General features: G+C 70.4%; 11 protein-coding genes and 1 pseudogene. 9 read left to right on the top strand and 3 right to left on the bottom strand.

The genetic code is table 11. The features are described 5' to 3' along the window. Positions 1 to 72: 72 nt before the first annotated feature. Both A5696_RS29210 and A5696_RS17360 read right to left on the bottom strand, forming a co-directional pair. Positions 73 to 147, bottom strand: a pseudogene (locus tag A5696_RS29210) (hypothetical protein); the annotation flags it as partial. Next, positions 144 to 1,757 (bottom strand): amidohydrolase, encoded by a 1,614-nt coding sequence (locus A5696_RS17360; protein WP_067881533.1) that lies wholly within the window; start codon positions 1,755 to 1,757, stop codon positions 144 to 146. The gene A5696_RS17360 and the pseudogene A5696_RS29210, both read right to left, overlap by 4 nt. 77 nt (positions 1,758 to 1,834) lie before the next feature. Here A5696_RS17360 and fadD8 point away from each other — a divergent pair, with 77 nt between their 5' ends. Next, a complete protein-coding gene (fadD8, locus tag A5696_RS17355; RefSeq protein ID WP_067881530.1) occupies positions 1,835 to 3,436 on the top strand; it encodes a fatty-acid--CoA ligase FadD8 in 1,602 nt (533 codons plus the stop codon). 72 nt (positions 3,437 to 3,508) lie between these two features. On the opposite strand, the gene A5696_RS17350 is transcribed toward fadD8, so the two are convergent. Continuing rightward, positions 3,509 to 4,060 carry a TetR/AcrR family transcriptional regulator gene (locus A5696_RS17350; RefSeq protein WP_067881527.1) on the bottom strand — a complete coding sequence of 184 codons (552 nt, stop codon included), beginning with the start codon at positions 4,058 to 4,060 and terminating at the stop codon, positions 3,509 to 3,511. A gap of 83 nt (positions 4,061 to 4,143) precedes the next feature. Between A5696_RS17350 and A5696_RS17345 the strand changes: the two genes are divergently transcribed. The 8 genes from A5696_RS17345 to A5696_RS17310 all read left to right on the top strand — a co-directional run bounded on the left by A5696_RS17345 (position 4,144) and on the right by A5696_RS17310 (position 10,174). Continuing rightward, positions 4,144 to 5,064, top strand: a complete 921-nt coding sequence (locus tag A5696_RS17345) for an aldo/keto reductase (protein WP_067881523.1) — start codon at positions 4,144 to 4,146, stop codon at positions 5,062 to 5,064. Positions 5,065 to 5,074: 10 nt separating this feature from the next. Continuing rightward, entirely contained in the window at positions 5,075 to 5,530 is a 456-nt protein-coding gene (locus A5696_RS17340) for a nitroreductase family deazaflavin-dependent oxidoreductase (protein WP_067881520.1), read from the top strand. A gap of 4 nt (positions 5,531 to 5,534) precedes the next feature. Beyond that, entirely contained in the window at positions 5,535 to 6,230 is a 696-nt protein-coding gene (locus A5696_RS17335; protein ID WP_067881517.1) for a hypothetical protein, read from the top strand. Continuing rightward, the gene (locus A5696_RS17330; RefSeq protein WP_067881514.1) at positions 6,227 to 7,129 is read left to right on the top strand and encodes a 1,4-dihydroxy-2-naphthoyl-CoA synthase; all 903 of its coding nucleotides are present in this window, start codon (positions 6,227 to 6,229) and stop codon (positions 7,127 to 7,129) included. The genes A5696_RS17335 and A5696_RS17330 overlap by 4 nt, the downstream gene beginning before the upstream one ends. A gap of 33 nt (positions 7,130 to 7,162) precedes the next feature. Further along, positions 7,163 to 8,053 (top strand): SDR family oxidoreductase, encoded by an 891-nt coding sequence (locus A5696_RS17325; protein WP_067881510.1) that lies wholly within the window; start codon positions 7,163 to 7,165, stop codon positions 8,051 to 8,053. A 72-nt stretch (positions 8,054 to 8,125) separates the two neighbouring features. Continuing rightward, positions 8,126 to 8,515 (top strand): VOC family protein, encoded by a 390-nt coding sequence (locus A5696_RS17320; protein ID WP_067881507.1) that lies wholly within the window; start codon positions 8,126 to 8,128, stop codon positions 8,513 to 8,515. Positions 8,516 to 8,627: 112 nt separating this feature from the next. Beyond that, entirely contained in the window at positions 8,628 to 9,872 is a 1,245-nt protein-coding gene (locus A5696_RS17315; protein WP_067881504.1) for an inorganic phosphate transporter, read from the top strand. Beyond that, positions 9,869 to 10,174: a hypothetical protein gene (locus tag A5696_RS17310; RefSeq protein ID WP_067881501.1), complete on the top strand. Its 306-nt coding sequence runs from the start codon at positions 9,869 to 9,871 to the stop codon at positions 10,172 to 10,174. Before A5696_RS17315 ends, A5696_RS17310 begins: the two co-directional genes overlap by 4 nt. Positions 10,175 to 10,220: the final 46 nt, after the last annotated feature.

Here is a 10,220-nt window from a genome sequence, read left to right as displayed (position 1 = left end):
CCCCGAATACGGTCCGCCCGAGGCCGCGCACTGGCTCGCCGCGGGTATCGAGGCCGCCTACCGCCCGCCCCCGCCGCGGAAGCGCACCCGCATCGGCAGCGCCACCACGTGCAGCCGATCCAGCAGGTCAGCCAGCGAGGGCGTCACGCGCCGTAGACCCGGCGGCCCGCCAGATACGTCGCGCGCACCTCGAGGTCGGCGATGTCCTCGGGCGGCACGGTGCGCGGATCGGCCGACAGCACCACCATGTCGGCGTACTTGCCGACCTCCAGCGAGCCGATCACGTCGTCGGAGAACAGCTGCCAGGCGGCGTCGATGGTCTGCGCGCGGATCGCCTGTTCGACCGTCAGCCGCTCCTCGGGCGCGAGCACCCGGCCGCTGGGTGCCGTGCGGGTGACCGCCACGCTGATGTTGCGCAGCGGCTCCTCGGGCGTGACCGGCGGGTCGTTGTGCAGCGAGATCCGCATGCCGGTGGCCACGGCGGAACCCGCCGGCATCCAACGGGATCCGCGCTCGGGCCCGAACAGCCCGTCGACGATGATGTCGCCCCAGTAGTGGATCTGGTCGACGAAGATGCTGCAGGTGACGCCGAGGTCGGCGGCCCGCCGGAGTTGGTCGGGGCGGATGGCGCCGACGTGCTCGAGGCGCAGCCGGTGGTCGGGGCGCGGGTGCCGCTCGAGCGCCTCCTCGTAGACGTCGAGAATGGTGTCCACCCCGGCGTCGCCCTGCACGTGGCACGCCATCGGCCAGCCCAGCGGGAAGTAGGCGCCGACGATCTCGGTCAGCTGCTCCTTGGTGTAGTTGGCGTGCCCGCAGGAGCCGGGCGGCACCCCGATGGTGCGGCTGGCGTCGGTGTCCAGGTAGGGGAAGGTCAGGGCGATGTTGCCCACCCACGGCGAGCCGTCCACCCAGATCTTGATGCCGACCTGGCGCAGCATGTCGTCGCCCTGGCCGGGGGTGGCGTCGCTGCGCATCTGCGGGTTGGAGATCTCGTAGGTGCGCAGCCGGACGGTCAGCTCACCGCTCAGCTTCTCGACCAGCGGCCGGAACGCCGGGTCGAACGCCATCTCCGAGCAGGTGGTCAGGCCCGCGCGGTTGAGCCGGGCGCACTCGGCGCGCAGCAGCTCCGGGTAGTTGCCGGGCTCGACGGCGCCGGCCAAGAGCGGGAAGACGGCCCCGGTCTCCTCGGCGCTGCCGTCGAGTTCGCCGTCCGTGCCGCGGCCGAACCGGGCGCCCTTGGGGTCCGGGGTGTCGCGGGTCAGCCCGGCGCGCCGGGCGGCGTGCGAGTTGAAATAGGCCTTGTGCCCGGAGTTGTGGATGATCACCAACGGGCCGTCGGGGGCGACGTCGTCGAGCCATTCGAGGCTGGGCTGCGGCAGCCCGGCCTGGAGCAGCGGGTCCCAGCCGTTGAGGTAGGCGCCGGCCTCGCCCCTCTTGGCGACCTCGCCGCGCACGGCCGCGACGACGTCGTCCGCGTCGGCGATGGTGACGGGCCGGATGTCGACGATCCGGTCCGAGAGCGCCATGGCCTCCATCAGCGGATGTCCATGCGCCTCGACGAATCCCGGCATCACGCAGCCCCCACCCATCGAGCCCGCGTCGACGATCTGGGTGCCGGCGCCGATATGCTCGGCGACCTCGGAGCGGGTGCCGACCGCGGTGATGCGTCCGTCGGTGATCGCGAGGGCCTCGGCGGCGGGCCGCTTCTCGTCGACCGTCAGGATGGTTCCGGTGACGACGAGATCTGCGGCGACCATAGGCAGGGATGCTAGTGCTCGCCGGCCTTCGGCGGGGGGTGGCTGACTGGAACTGCAACACGTTCTAGTCTGGCCACATGAGTGACGAGCTCCTGCGCCATCCCATTCATTCCGGACACCTGACCGTCGGTGCGCTCAAGCGCAACAAGAACAAGCCGGTGCTGCATCTCGGCGACACCACGCTGACCGGCGGGCAGCTCGCCGAGCGCATCAGCCAGTACATCCAGGCGTTCGAGGCGCTCGGGGCGGGCACCGGCGCCACCGTCGGGCTGCTGTCGCTGAACCGGCCGGAGGTGCTGATGATCATCGGCGCCGGCCAGACGCAGGGTTACCGGCGCGTGGCACTGCACCCGCTGGGCTCCCTGGACGACCACGCCTACGTCCTGGGCGACGCCGGCGTGACGTCGCTGATCATCGATCCCAACCCGATGTTCGTCGAGCGGGCGCTCGGGCTGCTGGAGAAGGTGCCCGGCCTCAAGCAGATCCTGACGATCGGGCCGGTCCCCGAAGCGCTCAGTGAATCCGCCGTGGACCTGGTGGCCGAGGCCGCGAAGTATGCGCCGAAGCCGTTGGTGGCGGCCGACCTTCCGCCCGACCACATCGGCGGGATGGCCTACACCGGCGGCACCACCGGCAAGCCCAAGGGCGTGCTGGGCACCGCGCAGTCGATCACCACGATGACCACGATCCAGCTCGCCGAGTGGGAGTGGCCCGAGAACCCGCGCTTCTTGATGTGCACGCCGCTGTCGCACGCCGGGGCGGCGTTCTTCGTGCCGACCATCATCAAGGGCGGCGAGCTGATCGTGCTGACCAAGTTCGACCCGGCCGAGGTGCTGCGGGTGATCGAGGAGCAGAAGATCACCGCCACCATGCTCGTGCCGTCGATGATCTACGCGCTGATGGACCACCCCGATTCGCACACCCGCGACCTGTCCTCGCTCGAGACCGTCTATTACGGCGCCTCGGCGATGAACCCGGTGCGGCTGGCCGAGGCCATCCGCCGCTTCGGGCCGATCTTCGCCCAGTACTACGGCCAGTCCGAGGCCCCGATGGTGATCTCGTATCTGGCCAAGAAGGACCACGACGAGAAGCGGCTCACCTCCTGCGGGCGGCCCACCCTGTTCGCCCGCACCGCGCTGCTGGACGCCGACGGCAACCCCGTGCCCCAGGGCGAGGTCGGCGAGATCTGCGTGTCCGGCCCGCTGCTGAGCGGCGGCTACTGGAACCTGCCGGAGGAGACGGCCAAGACGTTCAAGGACGGGTGGCTGCACACCGGTGACATGGCCCGCGAGGACCCCGACGGCTTCTGGTTCATCGTCGACCGGGTCAAGGACATGATCGTCACCGGCGGGTTCAACGTGTTCCCGCGCGAGGTCGAGGACGTCGTCGCCGAGCACCCGGCCGTCGCGCAGGTGTGCGTCATCGGCACGCCGGACGAGAAGTGGGGCGAGGCCGTCACCGCGGTGATCGTGCTGCGGCCCGACCACCCCTCCGACGAGGAGACGGTGGCGCGGGTGACCGTCGAGATCCAGGCCGCGGTCAAGGAGCGCAAGGGTTCGGTGCAGTCGCCCAAGCAGGTGATCGTCGTCGAGTCGGTGCCGGTGACCGCGCTGGGCAAGCCCGACAAGAAGGCCGTGCGGGCGCGGTTCTGGGAGGGCGCCGACCGCGCGGTCGGCTAGGTTCGCGCTGCCGAGCGTGCGGCTGGCCGCACACTCGCGGCCGACCGTGCGGCTGGCCGCACACTCGGCGCTTCAGTGGGCCGACACACCGGCGGCCAGCAGGTCGAGCATGCGGCCCGTCTGCTCCGGCGAGCCGCTGGCCAGGAAGATGCCGATCAGGCTGGACACCACGTCGTCGGCCTGCACGTCGGCGCGCAGGCTGCCGTCGTCGGCGCCGGCGCGCAGCAGCAGCTCGACGGCGCCGACGATGCTGTCGCGGGTCCGGCTGGGCTGCATGGCGCCGGAGTCGAAGATCGCGTGCAGCGACTCGGCCATCCCCCGCTTGGCGGCCACGAAGCCGGCGTAGCGGTCCATCCAGCGGCGCAGCGCCTGCTCGGGCGGATGCCGCTCGAGCAGGCGTTCGGCCGCCGCGGCCACCTCGGCGAGCTCGGCGCGGTAGATCGCCTCGACGAGGGCCTCCCGGCTCGGGAAATGGCGATACAGCGTGCCGATCCCGACGCCGGCGTCGCGGGCGATCGACTCCAGCGACACCGGTCGCCCCTGCGCGCCGGCGAACGCCGCGGTTGCCGCCTCGATCAGCTTGTCGCGGTTGCGGCGCGCGTCGGAACGGCTCGGCTGGACCAAAGTGGAGGATCCTCCGGTTCTGCTAGGCTCGGTGCAAGCGGAGGGCCCTCCGCATTCCTACCAGTGTGGCACGAGGGAGCACCATGACGGATCAAGCGGCCCCAGGCGGTATCGGCAGCATCGGGACGCTCAGCGTCGCCCGCATCGGCTACGGCGCGATGCAACTGTTCGAGGCCACACCCGAGGAGGCGGCCAGCGTGCTGCGCCGCGGGGTCGAACTCGGCGTCAACCACATCGACACCGCGTCGTTCTACGGCCCGGGCGAGGTGAACCGCCGGATCCGCGCGGCGCTGGCCCCCTACCCGGACGACCTCGTCATCGTCAGCAAGGTCGGCGCCCGCTACACGGGCGCGCAGCCGGTGCCCCTGGCCGCCGCCCAGAAGCCCGCCGAGCTGCGCGCCGCGGTCGAAGACGACCTGCGCCAGCTCGGCCTCGACCGCGTTCCGGTGGTCAATCTGCGCCGCATGGACCTCGGGCCCGGCGTGGCCGCCGAGGGCGACCAGATCGTCGACCTCGACGACCAACTCGCCGAGATGGTCGCGCTGCGCGACGAGGGCAAGATCGGCGCGATCGGCGTCAGCGCCGTGCCGCTCGAAGTGGTGCGCCGCGCCGCGCCCGCGGGCATCGCGTGCGTGCAGAACCCCTACAGCGTGCTCGACCGCTCCCAGGAGGAGACGCTGGATTTCTGTGCGGCCGAGGGCATCGCCTGGGTGCCGTACTTCCCGCTCGGGTCGGCGTTCGCGGGGTTCCCCAACGTCGCCGACCACCCGGTGGTGGCCGGCATCGCGGGCGAGCTCGGCGTGTCGGGCGCCCAGGTCGGCCTGGCGTGGCTGCTGGCCCACGCACCCAACACGCTGCTGATTCCGGGCACGCGATCCGTCGCACACCTCGAGGAGAACCTCGCGACGGCGGGCCTCACCCTGGGCGCCGACGCGCTGGCACGGCTGGACGGCGTCGGCGCGACGGCGCCCCAGCCGCACGGGGCCGAACCCTTCCAGAGGTAACGTCGCTGCCGTGGGCAGTGACAAACCGGTCCGGCCGCCGCGGTGGCTGAAGCCGGCCAACAAGCTCTTCATCCGGATGTCGCGGCTGGGACTGAGTTTCGGCGGCGAGAGCCCGGTCGTGCTGACGGTGAAGGGGCGCAAGTCCGGGCGCGACCGGTCGACGCCGGTGACGCCGATGACGGTCGACGGGAAACAGTTCGTCGTCGCCGGGTTTCCCGGTGCCGACTGGGTGGCCAACGCGCGCGCGGCCGGCCGGGCGACCGTGGCCCGCGGCCGGCAGGTCCGGCACGTGCGGCTGGTGGAGCTGTCGCCGGACGACGCGCGGCCGATCCTGCGGGCCTTCCCGGCCGAGGTGCCCACCGGCGTCGGCTTCATGAAGCGGGCGGGACTGGTCACCGAAGGCAGGCCCGAGGAGTTCGAAGCCCTGGCCGGCCGCTGCGCGGTGTTCCGACTGGATCCGGTGTAGGCGGATGCGACGTCTGCTGCTGGCGCTCTCGGTGCTCGTGGCGGTTTTCGGCGTGCCCCCGGCGCGGTCGTTCGCCACGACGGGTTGCGCGCCCGGCGGCACCGCGCCGCCGGTTGGTTCGGCCCAGCGCAAGGTCGGTGACCTCGACTGGGACGGTCAGCCGGACACGTTGTGGCTCGGGCAGTTTCGCGACGGCTCGGGCCGCACCGTGCGGATCGTCGGGATCACGACGGCAAGCGGCGCCAACTCCAGCGTGGAGGTCGCATCGGCTAGTCCAATCCCCTTGAGCGCCTTGGCAATCGATGCCCAACAGGACGGGCAGCACCAAGTGATCGTCAGCGACGGACGCGGCGCCCACCTGTACGTCTTCGCCGACTGCCGGCTGCAGACCGTCGCCGACAACCAGGGCGCGCCGTTCCTGTTCGACCTGCAGGACCTGCGCGGCAACGGCACCGGAATCGGTTGCAGCAACCTGGGGCTGCCATCGCCGGGGCGGCACCTGGTCGGGTTGCGGGCCTCGAACGACGACGGCCAGTGGACCGTGCGCCGCACCGAGATCGACCTCAACGGCACGCTGGCCACCATCGGAGCGTCCGACACCGTGACGGCCACTTCCGCCCAGGACCCCGCGGTGGTCTCGGCGCAGACGATCAGCTGCGGCGACCTCACCATCAGCAAGGACGGAGTTCAACAGCCTTGAGTGCCAACCCTTTTGATGAGCAGGCCTGGCGACCCGTCGACGGATTCGGCGACCTGACCGACATCACCTACCACCGCCACGTCTCCGACGCCACCGTGCGGGTGGCGTTCGATCGTCCCGAGGTGCGCAATGCGTTCCGGCCGCACACCGTCGACGAGCTGTACCGGGCGCTGGATCACGCCCGGATGTCGCCCGACGTGGGCGTGGTGCTGCTGACCGGCAACGGCCCGTCGCCCAAGGACGGCGGGTGGGCGTTTTGCTCCGGCGGCGATCAGCGCATCCGCGGCCGGTCCGGCTATCAATACGCGAGCGGCGACACCGCGGACACCGTCGACGCCGCGCGCGCCGGGCGGCTGCACATCCTCGAGGTGCAGCGGCTGATCCGGTTCATGCCCAAGGTGGTGATCTGCCTGGTGAACGGCTGGGCCGCCGGCGGTGGCCACAGCCTGCACGTGGTGTGTGATCTCACGCTGGCCAGCCGCGAGCACGCCCGCTTCAAACAGACCGACGCCGACGTCGGCAGCTTCGACGGCGGTTACGGCAGCGCGTACCTGGCGCGGCAGGTGGGCCAGAAGTTCGCCCGCGAGATCTTCTTTTTGGGCCGGGAATACACCGCCGAGCAGATGCACCACATGGGCGCGGTCAACGAGGTCACCGACCATGCCGACCTGGAACGGACCGGCGTGCAGTGGGCGGCCGAGATCAACGCGAAATCCCCTCAGGCGCAACGCATGCTGAAGTTCGCGTTCAACCTGCTCGACGACGGGCTGGTGGGCCAGCAGCTCTTCGCCGGCGAGGCCACCCGGCTGGCGTACATGACCGACGAGGCCGTCGAGGGCCGCGACGCCTTCCTGGAGAAGAGGCCGCCGGACTGGAGCCGGTTCCCCCGGTATTTCTGAGGCCGCATCGCGCCCCCGCCTAAACTCCCCACGGTGAGCAAGAGTCCCCTCGGCAGGTTCCGAGACCAGCTGGTGCTGGCCACCATGCGACCGCCCGCGTCGCCGCAGATTCTGGTCAACCGGCCCGCGATCAAGCCGGTCGACCTCGACGGCAAGCGGATCCTGGTGACCGGGGCGTCGTCGGGCATCGGCGAGGCCGGGGCCGAGCGGCTGGCCCGCGAGGGCGCGACGGTGGTGGTCGTCGCCCGCCGCCAGGACCTGCTCGATGACCTGGCGGACCGGATCACCAAGGCCGGCGGGGCCGCCATCGCGATCCCGTGCGACATCTCGGACATGGACGCCGTCGACGCGCTGGTGACCGACGTCGACAAGCGGCTCGGCGGCGTCGACATCCTGATCAACAACGCCGGCCGGTCGATCCGCCGGCCGCTGGCCGAATCGCTGGAACGCTGGCACGACGTCGAGCGGACCATGGTGCTCAACTACTACGCGCCGCTCCGGCTGATCCGGGGGTTCGCGCCGGGGATGCTCGAGCGCGGCGACGGCCACATCATCAACGTCTCGACGTGGGGCGTGCTCTCGGAGGCGTCGCCGCTGTTCGCGGTGTACAACGCGTCCAAGGCCGCGCTGTCGATGGTGAGCCGGGTCGTGGAAACGGAGTGGGGTCGCCGCGGAGTGCATTCGACAACGCTGTATTACCCGTTGGTGGCCACGCCGATGATCGCGCCGACGAAGGCCTACGACGGCATGCCCGCCCTGACGTCTCGGGAGGCCGCCGAGTGGATGGTCAGCGCGGCGCGCACCCGGCCGGTGCGCATCGCGCCCCGGATGGCGATCGTAGCCAAGGCGCTGGACACCTTCGGGCCGCGCTGGGTCAACACCCTCATGCAGCGGCAGAGCATCCAGCCCAACCAGCAAGCCTGATCGCGCTGCCCGTCATGGCCCGTCCGGGCGTAGTGACCCTGCGCGGGCGGTGCGCGTGATAGACACGACGCTATGGAGATCCTGGCCAGCCGGATGCTGCTCCGGCCGGCGGACTATCAGCGGTCGTTGGGCTTCTACCGCGACGAGATCGGGCTGGCGATAGCCCGCGAATACGGCGCCGGCACCGTGTTTTTCGCCGGGCAGTCTTTGCTGGAGCTGGCCGGTTACGGCTCACCAGACCATTCCCGGGGACCCTTCCCGGGCGCGCTGTGGCTCCAGGTCCGTGACGTCGCCGCGGCCCAGGCCGAACTGGAGGGCCGGGGAGTTCCCATCGCCCGCGAGGCGCGGCGCGAACCGTGGGGCCTGCGCGAGATGCACGTGACCGATCCGGACGGCATCACGCTGATTTTCGTCGAGATCCCCGGGGACCATCCGCTGCGCCGCGATACCCGCGGCGATTGAAGAACACCGGGTTAACGAACGGCTAACATCCAACGACAAGTCAAGGTACACCTGCATTTCGGCCATCCCTGCATTCGACAATTTAAGCCCCCTACTACGAGAATCAGGCGCTGTGAACATCGATTTGTTCCTCCTCATCATTGTCGTAATCACGGCACTCGCTTTCGATTTCACCAACGGCTTCCACGACACCGGCAACGCGATGGCAACGTCCATTGCCAGCGGCGCGCTGGCGCCCAAGGCCGCCGTCGCGCTGTCCGCGGTGCTGAACCTGGTGGGCGCGTTCATGTCCACCGCCGTCGCGGCCACCATCGCCAAGGGCCTCATCGACGGGCACATCGTGACGCTGGAACTGGTGTTTGCCGGCCTCGTCGGCGGCATCGTCTGGAACCTGCTGACCTGGCTCCTCGGCATCCCGTCGAGTTCCTCGCACGCGCTGATCGGCGGCATCGTCGGCGCCACCCTCGCCGCCGTGGGCGCGCACGGGGTGATCTGGAAGGGCCTGGTGTCCAAGGTGCTGATCCCGGCCGTCGTCGCCGCGATCCTGGCCATCGTGGTCGGGGCGATCGCGACGTGGCTGGTCTACCGGATCACCCGCGGCATCCCGACCCAGCGCACCGAGGCCGGGTTCCGGTACGGGCAGTGGGGCTCCGCGTCGCTGGTCTCCCTGGCGCACGGCACCGGCGACGCGCAGAAGACGATGGGCATCATCTTCCTGGGGCTGATGTCCTACGGCGCGGTCAGCAAGACCGACTCGGCGCCGCCGCTGTGGGTGATCGTGTGTTGCGCCCTGGCGATGGCGGCGGGCACCTACCTCGGCGGCTGGCGCATCATCCGCACCCTGGGCAAGGGACTGGTCGAGATCAAGTCACCGCAGGGCATGGCGGCCGAATCGTCCTCGGCGGCAGTCATTCTGCTGTCCACCCACTTCGGCTACGCGCTGTCGACCACCCAGGTCTGCACCGGTTCGGTGCTGGGCAGCGGGCTGGGCAAGCCCGGCGGCGAGGTGCGCTGGGGAGTGGCCGGCCGGATGGTCGTCGCGTGGCTGATCACCCTTCCCTCGGCCGGGTTGGTCGGGGCGATCACCTACTGGACCGTGCACCTCATCGGCGGCTACCCCGGCGCGATCATCGGCTTCAGCCTGCTGGTCGCGGTCTCCGCCGCCATCTACATCCGCTCGCGGCGGGTCAAGGTCGACCACAAGAACGTCAACGCCGAATGGGAGGGCAGCCTCACCGCCGGTCTCGAGGCCTCGGACGAACATCCGCCGTCGGATACCGGGCCCAAAGTCGGCACCGGCGCCTCGCGCCGGTCCGGCACCGACGAAGACACGGTGACCGCGGGGAACCCCTCATGAGCCACTTCGGCGACTGGTTCAACTACGAGGCCTCCCTGAAGATCCTGGTGTTCAGCATGCTGGCCGGTGCCGCGCTGCCGGCGCTGTTCGCCGTGGGGCTGCGGTTCCACGCCGTCGGCGGCGGTCAGGTCAGCACGGACGGCAGCCCGCCGCACAAGAATCCGGCGCTGCTGGCGATCGCCTGGGTGATCTACGCGGTGGTGCTCGCCGTGATCCTCTTCGCGCTGCTGTACATCTCCCGAGACTTCATCGCGCACCAGATCAATCAGCCGTTTCTGGGGGCCAAGCCGCCGCACAAGTAGCATCGAAATCGTCCACCCAGCCGAACCCCCGCGTGGAGGGATAGCG

Source organism: Mycobacterium sp. E2699, from assembly GCF_001666745.1.
Classification (GTDB): Bacteria; Actinomycetota; Actinomycetes; order Mycobacteriales; family Mycobacteriaceae; genus Mycobacterium.
This window is presented reverse-complemented; position numbering and strand designations above follow the sequence as displayed.

Excerpts from the sequence above, each read along its gene's own strand:
- A5696_RS17360 (WP_067881533.1), bottom strand. The coding sequence starts at position 1,757 with ATGGTCGCCGCAGATCTCGTCGTCACCGGAACCATCCTGACGGTCGAC.
- fadD8 (WP_067881530.1), top strand. The coding sequence starts at position 1,835 with ATGAGTGACGAGCTCCTGCGCCATCCCATTCATTCCGGACACCTGACC.
- A5696_RS17345 (WP_067881523.1), top strand. The coding sequence starts at position 4,144 with ATGACGGATCAAGCGGCCCCAGGCGGTATCGGCAGCATCGGGACGCTC.
- A5696_RS17335 (WP_067881517.1), top strand. The coding sequence starts at position 5,535 with ATGCGACGTCTGCTGCTGGCGCTCTCGGTGCTCGTGGCGGTTTTCGGC.
- A5696_RS17320 (WP_067881507.1), top strand. The coding sequence starts at position 8,126 with ATGGAGATCCTGGCCAGCCGGATGCTGCTCCGGCCGGCGGACTATCAG.
- A5696_RS17310 (WP_067881501.1), top strand. The coding sequence starts at position 9,869 with ATGAGCCACTTCGGCGACTGGTTCAACTACGAGGCCTCCCTGAAGATC.